The sequence below is a fragment of the Chitinophaga sp. RAB17 genome (genome assembly GCF_052114225.1).
Taxonomy (GTDB): domain Bacteria; phylum Bacteroidota; class Bacteroidia; order Chitinophagales; family Chitinophagaceae; genus Chitinophaga.
In genome coordinates this window covers 915,730-938,150 of sequence record NZ_JBFREI010000002.1, presented here as the reverse complement: position 1 = coordinate 938,150, position 22,421 = coordinate 915,730, and the positions used below count along the sequence as shown (strand labels likewise).

At 44.2% G+C, this 22,421-nt stretch carries 18 protein-coding genes; 10 read left to right on the top strand and 8 right to left on the bottom strand.

Features of this window, described 5'->3' with window-relative positions; translation table 11 throughout:
• Positions 1 to 123: 123 nt before the first annotated feature.
• On the top strand, positions 124 to 1,008 hold the full coding sequence (locus AB4Z08_RS09850) for a S66 peptidase family protein (protein WP_441573560.1): 885 nt from the start codon (positions 124 to 126) through the stop codon (positions 1,006 to 1,008).
• Between the two features lie 193 nt (positions 1,009 to 1,201).
• Here the strand turns inward: AB4Z08_RS09850 and AB4Z08_RS09845 are convergent, their stop codons facing one another.
• Together AB4Z08_RS09845 and AB4Z08_RS09840 are read right to left on the bottom strand one after the other, a co-directional pair.
• The gene (locus AB4Z08_RS09845; protein ID WP_441573559.1) at positions 1,202 to 2,014 is read right to left on the bottom strand and encodes a HesA/MoeB/ThiF family protein; all 813 of its coding nucleotides are present in this window, start codon (positions 2,012 to 2,014) and stop codon (positions 1,202 to 1,204) included.
• Positions 2,015 to 2,029: 15 nt separating this feature from the next.
• The gene (locus tag AB4Z08_RS09840) at positions 2,030 to 3,403 is read right to left on the bottom strand and encodes a sensor histidine kinase (protein ID WP_441573558.1); all 1,374 of its coding nucleotides are present in this window, start codon (positions 3,401 to 3,403) and stop codon (positions 2,030 to 2,032) included.
• 971 nt (positions 3,404 to 4,374) lie between these two features.
• Here AB4Z08_RS09840 and AB4Z08_RS09835 point away from each other — a divergent pair.
• Positions 4,375 to 4,932, top strand: coding sequence for a YqgE/AlgH family protein (locus AB4Z08_RS09835; RefSeq protein ID WP_441573557.1), 558 nt, complete (start codon positions 4,375 to 4,377; stop codon positions 4,930 to 4,932).
• Positions 4,933 to 5,434: 502 nt separating this feature from the next.
• Here AB4Z08_RS09835 and atpC read toward each other — a convergent pair.
• The gene (gene atpC, locus AB4Z08_RS09830) at positions 5,435 to 5,743 is read right to left on the bottom strand and encodes an ATP synthase F1 subunit epsilon (RefSeq protein WP_441573556.1); all 309 of its coding nucleotides are present in this window, start codon (positions 5,741 to 5,743) and stop codon (positions 5,435 to 5,437) included.
• Positions 5,744 to 5,751: 8 nt separating this feature from the next.
• Positions 5,752 to 7,254, bottom strand: coding sequence for a F0F1 ATP synthase subunit beta (gene atpD / locus AB4Z08_RS09825; protein ID WP_441573555.1), 1,503 nt, complete (start codon positions 7,252 to 7,254; stop codon positions 5,752 to 5,754).
• 342 nt (positions 7,255 to 7,596) lie between these two features.
• Between atpD and AB4Z08_RS09820 the strand changes: the two genes are divergently transcribed.
• A complete protein-coding gene (locus AB4Z08_RS09820) occupies positions 7,597 to 8,823 on the top strand; it encodes a metallophosphoesterase (protein ID WP_441573554.1) in 1,227 nt (408 codons plus the stop codon).
• Positions 8,824 to 8,858: 35 nt separating this feature from the next.
• Here AB4Z08_RS09820 and AB4Z08_RS09815 read toward each other — a convergent pair whose 3' ends face one another.
• Positions 8,859 to 9,734, bottom strand: a complete 876-nt coding sequence (locus AB4Z08_RS09815) for a DUF4349 domain-containing protein (RefSeq protein ID WP_441573553.1) — start codon at positions 9,732 to 9,734, stop codon at positions 8,859 to 8,861.
• A gap of 21 nt (positions 9,735 to 9,755) precedes the next feature.
• The gene (gene pnuC, locus AB4Z08_RS09810) at positions 9,756 to 10,409 is read right to left on the bottom strand and encodes a nicotinamide riboside transporter PnuC (protein WP_441573552.1); all 654 of its coding nucleotides are present in this window, start codon (positions 10,407 to 10,409) and stop codon (positions 9,756 to 9,758) included.
• A gap of 333 nt (positions 10,410 to 10,742) precedes the next feature.
• Between pnuC and AB4Z08_RS09805 the strand changes: the two genes are divergently transcribed.
• Positions 10,743 to 12,200, top strand: a complete 1,458-nt coding sequence (locus AB4Z08_RS09805; RefSeq protein WP_441573551.1) for a DUF6600 domain-containing protein — start codon at positions 10,743 to 10,745, stop codon at positions 12,198 to 12,200.
• 124 nt (positions 12,201 to 12,324) lie between these two features.
• Here the strand turns inward: AB4Z08_RS09805 and AB4Z08_RS09800 are convergent, their stop codons facing one another.
• Positions 12,325 to 12,840, bottom strand: a complete 516-nt coding sequence (locus AB4Z08_RS09800) for a GNAT family N-acetyltransferase (RefSeq protein WP_441573550.1) — start codon at positions 12,838 to 12,840, stop codon at positions 12,325 to 12,327.
• 9 nt (positions 12,841 to 12,849) lie between these two features.
• Positions 12,850 to 13,467 carry a hypothetical protein gene (locus AB4Z08_RS09795; protein WP_441573549.1) on the bottom strand — a complete coding sequence of 206 codons (618 nt, stop codon included), beginning with the start codon at positions 13,465 to 13,467 and terminating at the stop codon, positions 12,850 to 12,852.
• A 62-nt stretch (positions 13,468 to 13,529) separates the two neighbouring features.
• Here AB4Z08_RS09795 and AB4Z08_RS09790 point away from each other — a divergent pair, with 62 nt between their 5' ends.
• The 6 genes from AB4Z08_RS09790 to AB4Z08_RS09765 all read left to right on the top strand — a co-directional run bounded on the left by AB4Z08_RS09790 (position 13,530) and on the right by AB4Z08_RS09765 (position 22,372).
• Positions 13,530 to 14,696, top strand: coding sequence for a hypothetical protein (locus AB4Z08_RS09790; RefSeq protein ID WP_441573548.1), 1,167 nt, complete (start codon positions 13,530 to 13,532; stop codon positions 14,694 to 14,696).
• A gap of 543 nt (positions 14,697 to 15,239) precedes the next feature.
• Positions 15,240 to 17,357: a M48 family metallopeptidase gene (locus AB4Z08_RS09785; RefSeq protein WP_441573547.1), complete on the top strand. Its 2,118-nt coding sequence runs from the start codon at positions 15,240 to 15,242 to the stop codon at positions 17,355 to 17,357.
• A gap of 88 nt (positions 17,358 to 17,445) precedes the next feature.
• The gene (locus tag AB4Z08_RS09780) at positions 17,446 to 19,449 is read left to right on the top strand and encodes a DNA polymerase III subunit gamma/tau (protein WP_441573546.1); all 2,004 of its coding nucleotides are present in this window, start codon (positions 17,446 to 17,448) and stop codon (positions 19,447 to 19,449) included.
• Positions 19,450 to 19,567: 118 nt separating this feature from the next.
• Positions 19,568 to 21,232 carry a pyruvate dehydrogenase complex dihydrolipoamide acetyltransferase gene (locus AB4Z08_RS09775; protein WP_441573545.1) on the top strand — a complete coding sequence of 555 codons (1,665 nt, stop codon included), beginning with the start codon at positions 19,568 to 19,570 and terminating at the stop codon, positions 21,230 to 21,232.
• Between the two features lie 162 nt (positions 21,233 to 21,394).
• Positions 21,395 to 21,901, top strand: coding sequence for a GbsR/MarR family transcriptional regulator (locus AB4Z08_RS09770; protein WP_133806502.1), 507 nt, complete (start codon positions 21,395 to 21,397; stop codon positions 21,899 to 21,901).
• A 57-nt stretch (positions 21,902 to 21,958) separates the two neighbouring features.
• Complete coding sequence (locus AB4Z08_RS09765) at positions 21,959 to 22,372, top strand: hypothetical protein (RefSeq protein WP_441573544.1); 414 nt, start codon at positions 21,959 to 21,961, stop codon at positions 22,370 to 22,372.
• Positions 22,373 to 22,421: the final 49 nt, after the last annotated feature.

Genomic DNA, 22,421 nt, shown 5'->3' with positions numbered 1-22,421 from the left:
CAGGTGATTGTTTTTGGAATCACCATTACAATTTATCACCTTAGTCAGCGAATAAAGATTGAATTTACGCTAACTAATCTGCAAAGGTAAACAAAAGGTACAATGGTAAAAATTCCGCCATATTTGAAAAAAGGTGATCTGATCGGAATTACCTGCTCCAGTAGCAAAATGGACCTGCAGGCAGCGGAGTACGCAAGAGATGTACTCAACTCCTGGGGTTACCGCGTGCACCTCGGCATTACTGCGGGCACCAGCTTTCATAACTTCTCCGCACCGGATGAACTGAGACTGGAAGAACTACAGGATATGCTGGATGATCCGGAAATAAAAGCCATTGTTTTTGGCCGTGGTGGTTATGGCATGGTGTGTATCATCGACAAGCTGGATTTTACGCGCTTCCGCAAGGAACCCAAGTGGTTATGCGGTTACAGTGATATCACTACCCTTCACTCACATGTGCATCGCCAATTCGGTATTGCTACCCTGCATTCCATGATGTGCAGCGGCATTACTCCGGAAACAGTGGATAACGAATATGTACATAGTCTGGCTACTGCCCTCAAAGGCAAGCCATACCGCTATACAGCCGCAGCGCATCCGCTGAACCAGGAAGGGAAAACCTCCGGTGTGCTGGTGGGTGGCAATTTATCTATGCTGGCTAATCTTTCGGGGACCGATTCCCAAATCAATACCAAAGGAAAAATCCTGCTGCTGGAAGATATCGGGGAATACCGGTATAACATAGACCGCATGATGTATAACCTGAAACGCGCCGGATGGCTGGATAAACTGGCCGGACTTGTGGTTGGATCTTTCGTGGACGGCAAGGAAACAGATACTCCCTTTGGTCAGACAGAATATGAAATTATCACCAACCTGATTAAAGAGTATGACTACCCTGTTTGCTTTGGTTTTCCGAGCGGACACCAGGCAGCCAATTATGCGCTGAAATTAGGGGTGAAGCACGAACTGAAAATCGGTGCGAAAACGATATTATCGGAAATTTGATTTTTGTCTTACTCAGGATTATACTGATGTTGATGATTTCAGAATTTTACTTTTTGATTTAAAAAGATTTGGGAAGACTTAAGCGGATACATTCGCTCAAGTCTTCCCAAATCTTTTTAAATCTTTCAATATCACAGGAAAAAATCCGGTAATCACCAAAATCAGTATAATCCTGAGTAAGACAATACCCGCGTTAATCTTCTACATCCGGTACAATCTCCAATCCATATTCTTCCGCAGTGAGAATACCAGCAGCGCGGGTACTTTCAATGAGAGCGGTATCAGGTTGCAGTTCATGCACCTGGGTTTGATTATGGAGATAGTCAATGCCATACAATTTTCCGGCAATTCCCGCCGGAACATCCATGAGATATTTTATGACTTCGCATACGATCTGCATGCCCAGTGCACCATGGGTGGCACCAATGGCCCCTGCATCAAAGTTGCGGTAATCTTCCGTGAGTGGTAACGCGCAGCGGTAAGAAGCGGAAGCAGTACCATCCGGCATGGGCATATTAAAGCCGGCAAACCAGGCCATCCAGTTATGCACTTCGCCGGTGATGAAAGGTTTGTTATGTACCAGGCAGGCATCATTGATCACCAGGTGGGTGGGCAGATGCTGGGTGCAGTCTATTACCAGGTCAAATCCTATCAGCATCATCCCGATCGACTCCGGCTTTACCTGCATGAGGATAGGATAATGTTTGGTATATGGGTTGACCGCCCAAAGCCTGCTGGCAGCCATTTTAGCTTTATGCTTGCGGATATCCTGCATCTGGTATACCGGCTGGCGGTGCATATCTTCATCATTGATCACACCGTAATCTGCGATGCCGAGTACGCCTATGCCACTGGCGCTGAGGTATTGTATAACGGGACTTCCCAATCCGCCCGCACCGACTACCAGCACACGGGCTTCTTTCAGTTTTTCCTGCATACTGATCCCCATGCCCGGAACGGCAATAGGATGTTTAAAATGCTGTATTTCTTTTTCACTAAGTATCATGTGCTTATCCTTTATCTAATCCTGTGGAAATTCCAGGGTAAACTTACTGCCTTTACCAACAGTACTTTCCACTTTAATTTTTCCTTTATGTGCGTCTACGATTGCCTTCACATAGGTGAGTCCCAGACCAAATCCTTTTACATTATGCACATTTCCTGTGTGGGCACGGTAGAATTTTTCAAAGATACGTGAAATAGTATCGCGGCTCATGCCGATACCGTTGTCCGAAATCACTATAAACAGGCTCTTACGGGTATTATGCGTCTGTATTTTTATCTCCAGCTGATCGTTGGAATACTTGATGGCATTATCCATCAGGTTAAAGATGAGGTTGGAGAAATGTACATCATCTGCTTTGATCACCGGGTTAATGGCATCCAGTTGCAGATCTACCACCCCATTTTTGGCGGCCAGTTGCAATTGCAGGTTATCGGTGGTATGCTGGATAACGGCATGTACATCTGTTGGTTGCAACTTAAGTCCTATTTCGTCTTTCTCCAGGAGGGCAGATTGCAGGATGCTTTCCACCTGCTTATTCATGCGTTTATTTTCTTCCTTAATAATACCGGAGAAGTACTGGATTTTTTCCGGTTTGGACATCACTTTTTCATTCCGGATGGCATCTATTGCCAGGGAAATAGTGGCCAATGGCGTTTTCAGCTCATGGGTCATATTATTGATAAAGTCCGACTTTATTTCCGAGAGTTTTTTCTGATTCAGCAGGGTCCGGATGGTGAGGGCGAAGGCCATAATGATGATCATGGTAAACAGGATACCTCCGGTAATCATGACCCCAAGTTGTTTCGCAATTGAATCATCTGAGGGCATGATGATAACCAGCTTTTCGCCTCTGGCATTTGAATCATTGAGACCGGAGAGTGGTATCACATGAAGTTTATACTGTTTACGGGTATTCACACTATCGGCCTCATTTTGCTGGTACATTTTTTCAAATCCCGGCGACTGCATTTTCCAGGTAAAGAACTCCGATCCGGAAGCAGATCCCGCGATGGCGAATTCAAAATCTGTGGAATCGAGGTAATTTTTCCTCATATTGTTCTCAATGCAATGTTTTACTTCCAGGGGAGTAAAAAAGTCACTAACGGCCGGGCCGTTATTCCCCATTCGGGACATATCGAGGTTAAACCCTTTTGAAGGCGAGGATTCTTTAGGAAGGGTGTTATCCAGCTTAAACACCACAGCAGCATCACGACGCAGCATCATGTCGTTATATACACCGTTAGCCATACTGACCGACCGCTGAAAAAGCTGTTCCCGTTTAATGAGTATGGCACTTTTGATCCAACTTACCTGGATATAAATAATTCCAAGCAGGGACAATGTAATCAGTACAACGATGACGGGGAAAATTTTCTTCAGTGGTATCATGTAAATTTTGTCAGGCTTTAAATTACCTCAAAGATAAGTGTACAGAAATAGTAAAATATGTTAAAAAAGATGTTTGCTATAGCAACTATGATACAAAATTCCGGGCGGGATATTGCAAGCAGCTTTATTAACAGCAATACAACATTACTTTAACGTAATTTTAACTGGCCACTGCTGATTTTATTAATGCTTCTTTCCTTACCTTTGCTTCAGAATCTTGGTACTAAATTTGATTAGTTCAAGATCATAACAAAGTAATTAAACTTTCTACATACATCGATGTGGATTCGTTCCATAAGCGATTTAGATTTTGGTTGATAAAATGGTAAGGAGGTTTTCTAGCCTCCTTTTTTTATTTTTCCTATCTCTCCTTTCCCGGATTAAGTTGAAAACCAGGGACCATCTTTTTTCAATATGCTTTAAATGCCATTCGACCCGCGTTTGCCATTCTCAAATCCCCCTCTCCCGGAGATATTTTGATGAAAAAAACCGTTTATACCTGCTTCCTTTAAACAGCATATGTCTTTTCGCAGCTACAGTTCGCTACATCAGCGCTGCCATGGCCGATTTTGACCTCCGATTCGGTGGTGTCATCCCCGCATCAAGTCCACCTCAAGTCCACATCAAGTCCACCTCTTCTGCCATGCTTCTATAGGTGCATAGCATGTGTCAAGCATAGGCTCGTCAGAGCCAACATAATAACAATACACTTTTGCAGGTAATGTGGACTATAATGATAGGGATTCTTAATGCACGATATCTTAAAGAATATTGAGGAACAACTAAGATAAAATTTCTTCTAAAACATCCGTGATGCAGGTTTTCGCGTTGCTACCAGTTGCATTCTTTCTTTATAGAAAGACTAAAATTTATGCTTAAAATTTACGCTATCCACCCAATTTTCAACTTGATCCCTTTTTTTCCTTTACTATTCAATCATTTAGTTAAATTTGAACAGGCTATAAAATTGTATGTCTATGGTAACTTTGTCGCCCGGCATTTTGCTGATAGCTGATCCATTTCTGAAAGATCCAAATTTTGCACGAACGGTAGTATTACTCTGTGAATACCAGGAAAAAGGCAGTTTTGGTTTCGTAATCAATAAGTTATTTGACCAGTCGCTCAGTGACCTCGTTCCTGAAGTGCTGATTGGCAATGTGCCTGTGTATTACGGAGGACCTGTGCAGATGGACACAATACATTTTATTCACCGGGATCCGGAGCTGATTAGCGGTGGACTGGAAATACTCCCTGGTATCTACTGGGGCGGAAAGTTCGATAACGTGGTGGATGCGCTCAATAAAGGCTTGCTGGACCCTGAAAAGGTAAAGTTTTTCATCGGCTATTCCGGGTGGACAGAAGGACAGCTGGAGGAAGAAGTGAAAGAGAAATCGTGGATCCTTTCCCAGACAGATGCAACGCTGGTATTCGATGCCAAAGAGCAGCAAATATGGCAGCAATCGCTCAAAAACCTTGGCAGCACCTTTGCCATGATGGCAAATTATCCAATTGATCCTTCCTTAAATTAAATGGTAATATTCTGAATAAGAACGACATCGGTGGAGCCCGCCGTTTAAAGTGAAAAATGAACAGAAGGAATGCTGTTTATTTAAAACAAATTAAATATCTTGCTAAAGTAATTGCTAATTATTACCAATTACATAACCCGTTTTCAGGTAAGTAAATAACCGATAAGAATACACCTATGAAGGCAAAACCTATGAAACATTTTGCTTCTTCTATAGACCGATACCAGAATTTTACCTGAATACTAATCATTTATTGTCAAAGGCATATTCATTAGGTAATATACTCAGCCCTTGATAAGGGCTGTCTATTGATGTACAGTATGTAACTGCGGCTATCTCGTATAGTCGTTCAGGTAATGTATTGTATATAGATGAATAGAGAGGAAATCCTGGTGAACAGTCCTGTTCATAACCGGGTCATCTAAGATTGGAATAGTTAGGACAAAAACGAAGGCCGGGTAATCTTACCCGGCCTGGTTATTATAATGTTTTGCTGGTATGCTTATTTCTCCACTGCTACAGCGCCTTCTACGAGTACGGTAGCCTTATTGCGCAACACTTCCACGAATCCACCACTGATAGTAAAAAACTCTGCACGGGTTTTATCTGTCAGCACTTTCATTTTACCATTTCCGAGAGCTGCAATTAATGGCGCATGTTTATCCAGTATTTCAAAAGAACCGTCAATGCCCGGCAGTTGTACTCCGTACACTTCTCCGGCATATAATTTTCTTTCTGGTGTTAATACTTCTAATAGCATGTTATGATCGTAAATGGTGAAGGGTAATGATCCCGGCAAAACCGGGATCATTGACTTAATTAGTTATTCGCTGATTCCAGTAATTTCTTACCTTTTTCAATAGCTGCTTCGATGTTACCTACAAGGTTGAAAGCTGCTTCAGGATACTCATCTACTTCACCGTCCATGATCATGTTAAAACCACGGATAGTTTCTTCGATAGGTACAAGTACACCTTTCAGACCGGTAAACTGTTCTGCCACGTGGAAAGGCTGTGACAGGAAACGTTGTACACGACGTGCACGGGATACCGTCAGTTTATCTTCGTCGCTCAATTCATCCAGACCGAGGATGGCGATGATATCCTGCAGTTCCTTGTAGCGTTGCAGGATCATTTTCACGCGCTGTGCACAGTTATAGTGAGCTTCACCCACGATAGCCGGAGACAGGATACGGGAAGTTGATTCCAGCGGGCTCACAGCAGGGTAGATACCAAGATCGGAGATCTTACGATCCAGTACCGTGGTAGCATCCAGGTGAGAGAAAGTTGTTGCCGGAGCCGGATCCGTCAAGTCATCCGCAGGTACGTAAACCGCCTGTACGGAAGTGATGGAACCATTTTTAGTGGAAGTGATACGTTCCTGCATCAGACCCATTTCAGTAGCCAGTGTTGGCTGGTAACCCACCGCTGAAGGCATACGACCTAACAGTGCGGATACTTCAGAACCTGCCTGGGTGAAACGGAAGATGTTATCTACGAAGAACAGGATGTCCTTACCACTACCTGCAGAACCATCTCCATCACGGAAATATTCTGCCAGTGTTAAACCGGACAATGCCACACGGGCACGAGCTCCAGGAGGTTCGTTCATCTGACCAAACACAAACGTAGCCTGTGATTGTTTCAGTAATTCTTTATCTACAGCGGTAACATCCCAGTCACCGTGTTCCATTGATTCTTTAAATTTATCACCGTATTTTACGATGTTAGCTTCGATCATTTCACGCATCAGATCGTTCCCTTCACGGGTACGCTCACCTACACCGGCGAATACGGACAAACCTTCGTAACCTTTTGCAATGTTGTTGATCAACTCCTGGATCAATACAGTTTTACCCACACCGGCACCACCGAACAAACCAATTTTACCACCCTTAGCGTATGGCTCAATCAGGTCAATTACTTTAATACCAGTGAACAGTACTTCTGTTTCAGTAGCCAGATCCTCAAATTTTGGCGGATCACGGTGAATAGGATAACCGTTTGACGCATCAATATCACCCAAACCGTCAATCGCCTCACCTACCACATTGAACAAACGTCCTTTAACCTGGTCGCCAATTGGCATTTTAATAGGCGCGCCTTTATCAACTACAGTCATGCCACGAACCATACCGTCGGTGGAGTCCATTGCCACTGTACGTACACTGTCTTCACCCAGGTGCTGTTGTACTTCCAATACTACCTTCTGACCATTTTCGCGGGTAATTTCCAATGCGCTGTAGATTTCGGGCAATTTGTCATCAAAATGCACGTCCACCACGGGACCGATAATTTGTTTGATCTTACCTGTGTTAGGCATATTTTTAAAGAGGTTTATAAAAATACTAAAATGTTACTGTTCCAAAAACGGCAGCAATTCATTGCATACAGTTTCCAAAATTTGCCGCAAAGGTAAGAGTTAATGGGTGAAAATCAAAACGCTAACGACGAAAAAAAACCTTTTCCCGCCCCATTTTTCACCGTTTTTCTCATTAATAAACTTTTAGCCGCCTGCAATGTAAAGCGTAGTCTATCAAATTATAAATAATTAATATTTATAAATAACCATTAACGGGAGACCGCCATCCATATAAAAATAGCTTCCTTTTCTTAATTCCTTTACTATTTTTAACCACTATCCTGATATATACAATATATAAATATGAAAAAGACAAACAGTGAACAATCCCGAAGGTCATTCCTCGGCAATCTTTCTAAAGCAGGATTATTGGGCATCACCGGAATAGTACCCGCAGCCGCCAAAGCCGGTATCCTGGCAGACAACAAAAAAGTAGCCGCCCCCGATCATGCTTTCCTTTGCAAACCTTATCTCCAATATCCCGGCCCACACACCATTTCTGTTATGTGGCTTACCTCACGCCCCTGTTACAGCTGGGTGGAATATGGCACAGATGGCCAACTGAACCAGAAAGCACATACCGTTACCAACGGACTGGTAGACGCCAATAACCGCCTGCACCGTATTGAACTGGATCATCTGCAGCCCGGAAAAAAATACAGCTATAAAGTTTACTCAAAAGACATCGTCTCCTTTGAGCCATATAAACTCACCTACGGCGATACCATCAGCAGCGATACCTACACCTTCACTGCACCTGATCCGCAGGCAAAGGAAGTGTCCTGGGTCATTATCAACGATATTCACGACCGCCCCGCTTCCATCCCACACCTGATGGGCCTGAACGGCAGCGATCCCTATGATTTTGTTTTTTTTAATGGAGATGTATTTGACTACCAGGCCGATGAACAACAGATCATCGACCATATGCTTACCCCCTGCGGCGATACCTTTTCTACCCAAACACCTTTTATGTATGTGCGCGGCAACCATGAAACCCGCGGCAAATACGCCCGGGAATGGCATCAGTATTTTGATAACCCCGGCCATGGCAACTATTTCACTTTCACAATAGGACCTGTATCCGCTATTGTGCTGGATACCGGAGAAGACAAAGAAGATGAACACCCGGTATATGCGGGCATCGTTGACTTTGACGCCTACCGGGTGCAGCAGGCGCATTGGCTGGAACAACAACTGCAAAGTCCTGCTTTCAAAAAGGCAAAGCATAAAGTAGTCATGATGCACATTCCTCATTATCATTCAGGCGAATGGCATGGCGTGAAACATTGCCGGGAACTGTTTGGCGGACTATTCAACAAACATAAAATTGATATCCTCATTTGCGGACATACGCACCAATACGGCGTATATGCCCCTGCCAAAGGACAGCATGAATATCCGCTGATTATTGGTGGTGGCCCCAAAGATGGTTACAGGACCCTCATAAAAATAAAAGCCGATCAGCAACACCTGGTGCTTACCATGCTGAAAGACGATGGCACTAAAGTGGGTGAATACACGGTGTAAGTACCGGATGCCGGAGCCATGGCTCCGGCATTTTTTTACTCTTTTTTATTGGCGGCCATCAACGCATTAGCCAGTTGCAATAGTTTCAGCAATATCCAGGCAGCAGCTGCCGCAATAAAAATGCTGGCCACCAGTACCGCATAGTACTTAATCGTCCACTCCAGCGCTACTTTCACACGGGTCACCCCACCAACAGATTTCTGAGCCGCCCCTTCATACATAGAAAATTGTACCGTGCAGAATTCATTCTCCGAATCAAAGTTCCCTAACTCCACACCCAGCCCCTGCAATTCCGTTTCCACCTCATAAATCCGGTTATGCAGGTTGATGAAATCTTCAATGCGTCCGTCTTTTTTCTTCAGTTCGTTCAGAGAAGCCAACGATTGCTCTAATGACACCTTCTTCGCATTGAGTTTGCGGTATTCATTCGTTTTATCCGTCTTGGTAATTTCTGTGGATTTAATAACACCTATTTCCTGCGCTGCATGATAAAAGGAATCGAACTTCTCCGGCAAAACACCAATCAGTAACTGGATTTCACGGTTGCCTTTATTACCCGACTCCTGTTGATACTGCACAATTGCATCGAACTTATTAATGGTGCCGTGAAGTAGTTTTTCATCTTCCGTAAAATGCGATGACTTAGATCGTACATTCGCTACTTTTTCATATTTCTGATTACCTGCAACGCTGGCAGGACCTGCGTTTGAAGTACTAAATGCTTTTCCTTTTTCAGACGCATAATTCTTCCGCTGTTTTTCAATACCAGACAAAAAGCTATTGTTTCCTGTCTCCTCATACTGAAATCCTTTGTAGGTATAGCCATAAAGAATTCTGAAAAGAAACATTACAACAAAAATGGAGATAAACACAACGGCTATACGCCTGAATTTTTGCTTAGTAGTGAACATAGGTGATGGTGTTATGAATTATTATAGTTTAGCGGAAACGGATTGCTGCTGGTAGGCTTTCACCCATTTAATCAGTCCCAGCGTAGCGATGATGAGCAAAATGAAATATTCTATTCCGAGGAATTTGACGCCCTTCTGAAAATAAATAATAGTGGCCACCACATCTACCAATACCCACAGCAGCCAGTTTTCCCAGATTCTTTTCGCCAGCAGAATATTGGCAAATACACTTAAAACGGCCACCAGTGAATCAGTATAAGGATAAGCAGCGGGATGTTCAAATACGCCGGGCCACCAGGTATGCAGGCGGCTGATAATAAAGCCCATGGCCCCGGAAAGCAGGATAGCAGCTCCTCCCAGCAGCCATCGTTGCCGGTTTCCCAAAGCATATATCGGCTCATTCTCGGGTTGCTTTCTATACCAGAAAAGCCAGCCGTAAACGCCGGTGGCAAAGAAATATATCTGCAGAAACATGTCTGCATATAACTGTAGCTGCCAGAAAAGAATAAAGAAGCAGCTCACATTTATCAATCCTACCGGCCAGGTAAAAATATGGTCCCGGGCCGCCAGCCAAACACATAGCAACCCTGTTAAGGTGCCAACAAACTCTATGTAACTAACCGAATATCCTAATGCGGTAAAAAAGATATGATGAATACTAAAAAATGAGGCCATCTTATAAATTAAATCAACTGTCACAATATTACAGTAATGTTTTATTATTCCCATAAGTGTTTCGTTAAACCCTGTATGACAAGCTATTACAGCGGAATATTATTTTGGAACCATTTTTGTCATACAAGGTATATAGCGCGTGAACTGCAGCATGAAGCGTTATAAAAATTTTAACAAATTCCTTTAACATTTAAACATGACGCCGCCATCTATACAGTACTCGAAACCATTAAAAAATGCTTGTTGAGATAAAATAATTTTACGCACAACAACATTCATTACATCTCCAGGGTCTACTATAAAACAACCTATCAGGACTAAAAAACAGGAGTTATGAACAGATTAATGAAACACACAGGAGTATCCCTGTTACTTATATCATTCTTTTTGGGCAGCTGTGCATCTACTTATGCACCTGTTTCCAATGATCAATATGATCAATACGGTTCTTCTTATGGATCTGGCCCGCAGGTACAAATAAGCGGTTCCATTTCATTTTATGATGAGTTGAGCCCTTATGGCCGCTGGGTAAGTTATCCCGGATATGACCAGGTATGGATACCAAATGCCGGCCGCGATTTCAGACCTTATTATACGAATGGACACTGGGTTTATACAGACTATGGCTGGACCTGGATGTCTGATTATTCATGGGGTTGGGCTGCTTTCCACTACGGCCGTTGGTTATTTGATGATTTCCAGGGCTGGATGTGGGTACCAGGCAATGACTGGGGTCCGGCGTGGGTAAGCTGGAGAACCGGTGGCGACTATTATGGATGGGCGCCAATGGGACCACAGTATTCTTATAATGCACCTGCTAATTATTGGGCGTTTGTGCCAAGACAATATATCAACAGTCCGCGTATAAATAACTACTACGTTAATAACAGCCGGAATGTGACGATTATTAACAACACGACTATTATCAATAACACCAATAATTACCGTGGTAACAGAGTATATTCAGGACCTAACGCCAACGATGTGCAACGTTATTCCGGTCAGGCGGTGAGACCTGTAAGAGTGGAAAACATGAGCAGACCTGGTACGGGAAGGGTTGACAACAACCGTTTACAAATTTACCGTCCGGATGCAGCCGCCATTCAGAGAGGCCGTGAAGCTGATCGTACAAGGCCGGTACAGTCAATAGATAACAGTCGTCCTACCCGTGTAACACCAGGTAATACAGGCAATAACAATACGGGCAACTTCCCTTCCAATAATGGAGGCAGGGTTGTTCCGGGCCGTGAAACAAATCAACCGGTAAACAATGGTAGCTTTCCTGCCAATAACAATGGCGGCGGAAGAGTAACTCCGGGTAGTACCACACAGCCAGGAAATAATACCCCTGGAAATTACAACAGACCATCCAGGGTTACACCAGACAGAATAAATGATCAACAGCAACAGCAGCAGAGACAACAGCAACAACAACAGCAGGAACAACAACGTATACAGCGGGTACAACAGCAAGAGCAACAGCAACAAAGGATACAACAGCAACAACAACAGCAGGATCAGCAACGTATACAGCGGGTACAACAACAACAGCAGCAACAACAGCAAAGGGCACAACAACAGCAGCAACAGCAACAACAGCAGCAGCAACGCGTACAAAGAGAGCAACAGCAACAACAGCAGAGACAACAGCAACAACAACAGCAACAACAGCAACGGGTACAAAGAGAACAGCAGCAGCAACCACAGAGACAAGAGCCACAGAGACAAGAGCCGCAGAGACAGGAACAACCGCAGGGTCAGAGCCAACGCGTACCGCGCCAGGGACAATAACAACAGGCGTTAATGCTGTGTAAGCATTGACCTCCATGATAGAAAAAAGTACGAATGATAACCAGTAATAAATGATGTTTAGTGAGATGACATCACCTTTATCTGGCATTTCATTCGTACTTTTTTATTTTGTATAAACGTACTTATAGAGTTGATCTTTTACCTGCTGAAAATTGGCTGCTGCCGGGGGAAACCCTTTATACATCAGGCACAGGGTAAGCGGGCCAGATTCCGGGTAATAGGATGGCTGCTCATAGGTGTCCGGAAAGGTTTGATAGCCCAGCCGCTCATAAAATTTTATTCTGCGAATGGCCTGTTCTGTTGCAGGAGGCTCTACCTCCAATACAATCGTACCTAACTTTTTTTCCAATAACTGCATTACCTGTGTACCAGCACCTCCGCCACGCGCATCTGCGTGAATGGCAAAGTGTTCAACAAAATTAAACGCCGGCAATTTCCAGTAAAACACAAACCCCGCGAAGAATGTTTCTTCCTTTACAATACGCAGTACCTGGATTTTACCGGCAGCAATCAGCTCCAGCTGCCAATCCCAGGGGCGTTTTTCTGCTTTCGGAAAAGCTTCCTCATACAAATCCTTTATTGCTTCATCAGCAATGGTAACGGGTATCATATCAATCATTTAGCTAAGTTACTGATTATCCTTAGCAGACGGTACGCATTCAAAAGGATCCGGATTTCCGGGAGGAATGGGTTTGGTAACGGACCAGCAAAAATTCATTGGCTGACTGGTAATACTCATCAGTTTCACATTTACCTTGCTCCCTTTTCGGCTGTTAGAAGCGGCAATACTACGTGTTCCCTTCTCCGGAATATTACTGATGGTATATTGTTCAGTTTTAAAAATTTCATTGTTATTACGCATGTACTCAACTTTAACCACCACATTATCCAGGGCGTATTCCGTCTGATTATTTACGGTGATGTTAAGGTCTTTGATACCTCCCAGCAATCCGGTGCGGTAGTCTCCTGCTGTTGCTGCGATAAACTGTTGCCAGTTGCGACGGTAATAAGCCCGGCGCTCAATAAACTGTCCGGCTGTTCTTTGCTGCACTTCCTGGTGGGTGGTAATCTGCTGGTTTACTGCCCCGAATTGATCCAGGCTTTTGCGTAAATCGCGGTTTTCGTTCCACAGGCGCTGGTTTTCAGACAATACCTTGCGTACGTGCCGTTGTTGCTGGCAATAGCCAAGGCCGAATACAACTACCAACAGCAACAGTATGGCGGGATAAACGTAAGTTCTTTTCATGTGTTAGATGGAGAAAAAATAATGCCAATGCAGTTTTTATTACATTTGTACAAATGGTCTCAATGCAACTGATTATTGTAAACGATGAACTAACAGCCCGGCAGTTTCTCGATGTGCATGTAATATTAAATAAAGATGTACCTGGATGGATAAGGCCGCTGGATAAGGATATAAACATAGTATTTGATCCAGAGAAAAATAAGGCATTCCGTCATGGAGAAATTATCAGATGGATTTTAAAAGATGATAATGGCAGGTCCATTGGCAGGATCGCAGCTTTTGTAAATAAGAAATATAAAAACAAAGGGGACGAATGTCCGGTGGGAGGTGTTGGATTCTTTGACTGTATCGATAACCAGGAGGCAGCCAACTTACTATTTGACACTGCCAAACAATGGCTGCAGGAAAGAGGTATGGGGGCTATGGATGGTCCCATCAACTTTGGCGAACGCAATAACTGGTGGGGACTACTTACACAGGGATTTCATGAACCCATTTACTGCATGAATTTCAACCCGCCTTATTACATCCGTTTATTTGAGCAATACGGGTTCCAGCTTTTCTTTAACCAGATCTGCTTTGGAATGAAGGTAAGTGATCAGCTACAACCTAAGTTTTTTGAACGCCATGCTCATATTGCAGCAGATCCTGCTTATAAGGCGATACATATCCGGAAAAATGAACTCCCAAAATTTGCAGAAGCTTTCAGTATAGTATATAACAAAGCCTGGGCACAGCATGGCGGTGGCAAGGAAATGGGAAAGGCACAGGTACTCGCCCTTTTTAAGCAGATGAAGCCATTACTGGATGAAAAGATCGCCTGGTTTGTATATCATCATGAGCAACCAATTGCTATCTGGCTCAACCTGCCGGATCTCAATCAGTATATTAAGCATATGAATGGAAAATTTGGGCTCCTGCAAAAACTGAAGTTCCTGTGGCTCAAACAAACCGGCTATTGCAAAAAAATGATAGGGATTATATTCGGTATTATACCGGAATTCCAGGGGAAAGGGATAGATGCCTATATGATTGTAGAAGGCGCTAAGCTCATCCAGACTGATATGGCACATTATGTAGATTATGAAATGCAGTGGATCGGTGACTTTAACCCGAGAATGCAGAATGTAGCAGAAAATCTTGGTGCAGTTCCTTCCAGACAGCTGACTACCTACCGCTATTTATTCGACCGTACTATTCCATATAAAAGGCACCCAATGGTGGGGTAAAGAAGTGATCCGGATGCAGGCGTTGCATATCTCCTGCATCCGGATATTACCACTGATCAGCTGCTCCGGGAATGCGTCCGGCTATGCGGAAATATCACACGTATCGTAACGCATAAAAGTGGTAATTGGTATTCCGGAAAACTTCTTCACCATTGCCTGCTGAATTTTTATCCGTATTTGATCTTCTTAAATAAGTCTGACGCCTTTACCGGCCGTTATTTCTGAGGGTAAACAATGAAAAAATGCCATTACATACAGTTGAAAAAAGTGTCATCAGGACAATTTTTACTGAATAACTGTCGTTCGCAATGAAGAAACACCTTTCTGTAACTTTTCCTCAAAAAAAACTATTGACGATGTGGCAACTAATATATTATCATGAAATATATACATTTGAAAAATCCCATAAAAACCAAATCAGGAAGGCTGCTCAGCAACCCATATAAATATCCGATAGCCTCAGAGTGGCAAAGAAGTTACTGAATATTATATACATTTAAATCCCTTTTGCTGTTACGATCGTATCTAACCTGATGTTTTGTTATGACCAACTTATATCCTGAGTGCCCGGAGAACGCGGATCTGGCACTTGTTCAGCCCACGTTATTATTTAGGCAACAGATAATGAAAGCCATCAGCTGCGTTGTCTTGTTCTTTATTCTTTACGTGGTACTATTGCTCACAGCGGTGGCCCTGGCGGTGACCTTTGTTTCAGGAGGTATAATACTATTCCGCACTTATCCTACCTGGATTTCCGGCATCATAGGACTTAGTCTTGTGTTACTGGGAGGGATGGTATTGTTTTTCCTCATCAAGTTTCTTTTTAATAAGCGTCCTGCAGTTAACCCATATCGTACCCAGATTTTTGCAGATAACCATCCTGATTTATTCGACTTCATTACCCAGCTGGTAAAAGACACACGCATACGTTTCCCAAAGAAAATATTTGTAGTCCCCGACATGAATGCAACTGTTTTTCACAATTCCAGCTTTTTAAGTTTGTTCTGGCCTACCCGTAAAAACCTGGAGATTGGGTTGGGGCTTGTCAATAGTGTGAATATCAGCGAACTCAAAATGTTACTGGCACATGAATTCACACATTTCTCACAGCGAAGTATGAAGCTGGGCAGCTATATATACACCTTAAATAAGACGTTGTATAATATGCTATATGAAAATGAGCGCTGGGAGGAAATGGAAGTACGATGGAGCAATGGTGGAAGCCTGTTAAGTTTCTTTGCCCATATTACTACCCGGATCCTGAATATCATGCAGTTAGTGCTGAGGAAAATATATTCCCTGATTAACAGGCAGTACCTCACTTTAAGCCGGGAAATGGAATTTTATACTGATACTGTGGCAGTGGGCCTTACCAGTACTGAAACCGCCGTGAGCGGCTTACGCCGCCTGGAAATGGGCAGCTACTGCCTGGACCACTGTTTTCATAAACTACCTGACCTCGCGGAAAGGGCGGTTCGGTTTTCCAATATTTTCAGGGTACAACGCGCCCTCATTCATTACTATGCTGCCCAGAATCACCTCGCACTGGACAGCGCCGGACTACCTGTTATTACAGACAATTATTTTCAAACCTTCCTGAAAAGCAGGGTACAGTTACGGGAGCAATGGACGTCCCATCTTACAAGAGAAGACCGGGAGGCGCATTACCTGCAGGCGAATGTGTCATGCAGGCAAATCAGCAGCAGTGCCTGGGGCTTATTTAGAGAACCGGAGCGTTTGCAGGAGCAAATGACTGCGCTGGTATATAATTTCACCGTTCTCCCTTCTGCGGAAACATTCACCGAAATCAGCCCGGCCAGTTATATTGAGGAACTGTCTGAACGTCACCGGCTATATGAATATCCTAAGGTATTTAATGATTATTATGACAACCGGCCATTCAACGAAATGACCGAAGGATATACCCAATTGCTGCTACCGGAAGAAATCCAAAATTGTGGTATTCAAACAATATATCATCCGGATATTATCGGGAGGATGCGGACATTTTACCGTGACCGCCAGGATGCAGAAACCCTCCAGGCCATCAGCAGCGGGCAGTTTCAGACCCGCTATTTTGAATTTGACGGACAGAAATACAGTGCTGCCCGGGCCAGACAGCTGGCACGGATGCTATCGGAAAAAGTATCTGCCGAACACGAATGGCTCCAGACACATGACCAGAAAGCATTTCGTTATCACTACACCATTGCACATCAAAAAAATCCAGCTGTTGCCCAGCTGCTAAAAGAGAAATATCTTCAGATATTACAATATCAGCAAACCGGCCATCAGCTGAATGATCAGGTGATAAGGATTATACATTGCATCAGCCTACTCTTTAATACCGGCGAACATGATATGGAGTCGATGCCGGCACTTTTTGATGAGTTATCTGCCGAATGCTGGAGTTTCCGTATGATGACAGAAAACATCAGCAACTCTCCCCTTTATAGTTCCTTTCCGGAAGGAATGAACGAGAAGCTAAAAAAATTCCGGCAGCAGGACTGTACCTTTATGGAAGATATGATACCCGATTATGTAGCTATCCAGGAGCTGCATGAAATCAGTTCTGCTATGATGGAACATTACAATAATGGAATCATATTATTAAAAAAGGCCTACCTGGAATTTATTTTAACGTTAGAACCAGGGGAATAATACCCTGTCAAAGCGCCGTTCCTGCCGTGCATTTTTCTCTTACTGAATTTGTGCGTATTTTCGGCGCTCGCGAAAGCGTAGCAGTCATATGGAGAATTTTATCGTTTCAGCCCGTAAATACCGTCCACAGAACTTTTCAACTGTTGTAGGACAAGCACATATTACCACCACTCTCAAAAATGCCATCCGCAATAACCAGCTGGCACATGCCTTCCTGTTTTGCGGACCTCGCGGAGTAGGAAAGACCACCTGTGCACGTATCCTGGCTAAAACCATTAACTGCGAAAACCTGCAGCCGGATGGGGAAGCCTGTAATGAATGTCATTCCTGTAAATCCTTTAATGAAGGCAGTTCTTTCAACATCCATGAACTGGATGCTGCCTCCAACAACTCAGTGGATGATATCCGTACCCTCGTGGAACAGGTACGTTTTGCACCACAGGCAGGAAAATATAAGATCTATATTATAGATGAGGTACACATGCTCAGTTCCTCGGCATTCAATGCTTTTCTGAAAACCCTGGAAGAACCGCCGTCATACGCGATTTTCATCCTGGCTACCACAGAAAAGCACAAGATATTGCCTACTATCCTGAGCCGTTGCCAGATCTTCGACTTTAAACGCATCACCATACAGGATACAGTAGACCATCTGCAGGAAATCTGTACCAAAGAGCATATTGAGGCAGAAACCGATGCCCTGCACCTGGTGGCGCAGAAGACGGATGGTTGTATGCGTGATTCCCTGAGCACACTGGATAAGATTGTTAGCTTTACCAGCGGACATCTTACCTATCAAAATACACTGGAGCACCTGAATATCCTGGATTACGATTATTTTTTCCGGGTAATGGGCTCCGTATTACAGCAGGATATAGCCAGTGCGCTTCTCCTGTTTGACGAAATTTTGCAGAAAGGTTTTGAAGGAGATAATTTCCTGAACGGTTGGGCGGAATTTTTGCGCAACCTGTTGCTCTGTAAAGAAGACAAGGCGCTTCACCTCGTAGAAGTATCCGGTAATCTGAAAGAGCGCTACAAGCAGTTATCCGGTCAGATAAGCCCGGCTTACCTGATCACCGCCCTGCACCTGCTCAATGAAACAGAGATCAATTACCGCATGGCCCGTAATAAGCGCTTGCATGTGGAAATGGCCCTCATCAAGTTATGTTATCTGCAACAGGCGGTAACGCTGGTCAGCGATGACAGCACCGGAGAGGTTTCAAAAAAAAAATTAGTACCTGATGGTTCCGTACCACAGAAGCTGCGCGCACCTGCTGCCCAGCCGGTAACGGCCAAAACCATCATAGATAAACCAGCTACTACTGAAAGTATTGCATCGGCACCTGCTGCCCGTTTAACGGTAGATACCGGAGCCTCCGGCCAGGCACCAGTCCCTCCCGCGGCACCTGCACAAAGTCCGGTAGCGGCAACACCAGTACAAACACCTCCCGGAACTTTGCCCGTAGAACAGCAGCAGCAACCGGTACCAACAGCACCGGTAAGTGCACAGGCACAAGCCGTTGCAGCTACAGCTCCAATACAGCAGTCAGTAGCTACACCGGTACAAACAGCGCCGGCCTCCGGCACTGGCATGCCTGCAACAGCGGCTCCTGCTGCCACTGCAGCCACACCGGCCAGCAAATTAACCGGACTGGCCGCCATGAAAGAGGCGATGGCTGCGAAACAGCAAACTACTACCCAGGTACAGTCTATCGCACTCACTATGGGAGCAATTGCTGTGTACTGGGAAGAATTTATTGATCTGTACCGGCAAGCCAACAAAATGACGGTGGTGAGTAACTTACAGCTGGCACAGCTGAAGTTGCTGGGCGCTACAGAAGTAGGCATTGTAAGCAGGAACATTGTGCAATTCCGGTTTATGGAAGAAGAGAAGCTGGTGATTGCTGAGTTCCTGAAAAAGAAATTTAACAATCCTACCATCGTGCTTACCCTACAGCTGGACGAAAGTCAGCAAACACAGGATATCGGCCCTGCTCCGCTATCCAGCAGGGAACAATTTCAGCAGATGTCTGAAAAATATCCGATGGTAAAAGAGCTGAAAGACAGACTTAATATGGAGCTGGATTTCTAATCCGGGTACTGTAATTAAATATTAACGATAGATAGACATTTTTAAACAGTTTACAATTCCTTCTTTGCGTTTTTGCGCAAAAACATGTAGGTTTGAACAAAATTTTGAATAAAACACTATGGCAGAAGTTATCAGAATGCCCCTTTTGAGTGATACGATGACGGAAGGGGTGATTGCGGAATGGCATAAAAAGGTGGGCGATACAGTAAAGGCAGACGATGTTATTGCTGAAGTGGAAACAGATAAAGCAACCATGGAAGTGATGGGTTACGTAGAAGGAACCCTCCTGTATATTGGTGTGGAGAAAGGAAAAGCAGCTAAGGTAAACGGAATTATTGCCATTGTAGGTAAACCGGGGGAAGATTATACTTCTCTGCTGGAAGATAAAAAAGAGGCTACTGCTGCTCCTGCAGCTGCTGCAGCCACACCTGCACCGGCGCCACAGGCCGCTCCTGCTGCTACTGCTGCACCGGCTGATGATGCTGCATTAAAAGAAGCACTGAAAAATGCGACTGTTATCCGTATGCCGCTGTTGAGCGATACCATGACAGAAGGTAAAATAGTTGCCTGGAATAAGAAAGTAGGCGATGTTGTGAAGAATGACGATGTACTGGCGGAAGTGGAAACGGATAAAGCGACCATGGAAGTAATGGGTTATGCCGACGGTACTTTATTATATATAGGTGTAAAAGAAGGTGAAGCTGCCAAAGTAAACGGTATCATTGCCATTGTTGGTAAAGCCGGCACCAGTGTAGATGCTATACTGGCTGCTGAAACCGGAGCTCCTGCCGCACAAACTGCTGCTCCTGCTGCTGCGCCTTCACAAAACGGTACCGCTCCTGCTGCTACCACTACTGCTCCTGCCGCTCCTGCTGCAGTTGCATCCGGTAATACAGACGGCCGTGTTAAAGCTTCTCCGCTGGCTAAGAAAGTAGCGGAAGAAAAAGGCATCGACATCAGCCAGATTCCTGGCTCCGGTGATGGTGGCCGTATCATCAAAAAAGACGTAGACAGCTTCGTTCCTGCTGCCAAAGCAGCTACTCCTGCTCAAAGCACAAGCAGTGCAGCACCTGCTGCTCCTGCCTTTGTTCCGGCTGGCCAGGAAGGCTTCACAGATATTCCGCTGACTAAAATGCGCCAGGTTATTGCCAGACGCCTTAGCGAAAGCAAATTTACTGCTCCCCACTTCTACCTGAAAATAGATGTGAATATGGATAAAGCCATGGAAGCACGTAAATCTATCAACGAAATTTCTCCGGTTAAGATTTCCTTCAATGACATGGTGATCAAAGCTTCTGCGATGGCACTGCGTCAGCATCCTGCGGTCAACAGCAGCTGGATGGGCGACTTTATCCGTCAGAACCAGCATGTACACATCGGTTCTGCGGTAGCTATTGAAGATGGTCTGATTGTACCGGTGATCCGCTTTGCTGATCAGAAAACACTGAGCCAGATTGCCAGCGATGCAAAAGGCCTGTACGACAAAGCCAAAAACAAGAAACTGCAACCACAGGAATTCAGCGGTAATACCTTCAGCATCTCCAACCTGGGTATGCTCGGTATCGATGAATTCACTGCTATTATCAACCCGCCGGATTCAGCGATCCTGGCAGTAGGTAATATCACAGAAACTGCAATTGTGGAAAAAGGTCAGGTGAAAATAGCCAACATCATGAAGCTGACCCTGAGCTGCGACCACAGAAGTGTGGATGGAGCTGTAGGCGCCCGTTTCCTGGCTACCCTGAAAGGGTTCCTGGAAAATCCGGTAACCATGCTGGTATAAACTGATTATAATAGCTATACGAAAGGCGGAGTGATACACTCCGCCTTTTTTGTGCGTTATCCGGTCATTGGGCCGTAAAATGTTTCATTAGCTTTTGAAAGTTCAAAAACTTGGTATACATTTGACCCTGTAAATTGTCAAACGCTATAAATTACAACCTACATGAACTTAGTGGAAGCAAAAGCACAGTTTATCCAAACCTGGGGATCTTTGGGCGCTCAGTGGGGTATTAACCGTACGATGGCTCAGATTCACGCGTTACTGCTGGTAATGCCGGATCCGTTGTGTGCAGATGATATCATGGAGCAACTGAATATTTCCCGTGGTAATACCAATATGAATGTGCGGGAACTTATTAACTGGGGATTGGTGGAACGTATCCTCATTCCTGGCGAAAGAAAGGAATTTTTTGTAGCCGAAAAAGACATCTGGAAAGTAGCTACCTATATTGCACGCGAAAGAAAGAAACGTGAGCTGGATCCTATCATGAAAGTACTGTTACAGCTGCAGCAGGCAGAAGGCGATCCAAAAGACAAAGAAATGAAAGCCTTCAAAGATTCCATCTCCAACATTACCAAGTTTGCTCAACAAACCGATAAAACAATCGGTGCATTTATTAAATCAGAAGAAAACTGGTTCTATAGCAGCCTGCTGAAACTCATCAAATAATTTTTTTTGTTTCGATATTTCATTCTTTCCTGAAAATTCCGAACTAACAAAATAAAAATGAAATGGTTTATTATTGCAGATGGAGTCATACAGGGCGTTCTTGCTGCGGCCTGTATCCTTGCCTGGGTATACCTCTTTTTCTTCTCTGATTACTTTCATTTTCCTATCCATCAATTGTATTGGGTACTGCTGGGGTGGCAGACCATCAGCAGCTTTATACATATATTCGAAGGCCGGCAGCTAGTCACACACAAGGGACTTTATTATCTGCAACTTATCCTGTTAGCCTTCAGTTTACTCCTGTCGATAGCCCTGATCCTCACTCACTTTATAGTATTATCCGGAGGGCTGCGCCTAGTATCCTTCTACTTTTTTTACGGGGGCATATTCCTACTACTCCCGGTCCTCTGCATCAGCATAGCTGTCATTTCTATCAGAAGATTGTTTTTAATCATCCGTCAAAAAGCATGACGGAAGGGGCTTTTTTTGGGGCCTATATTTCTGTTTTTACTGAAAATTC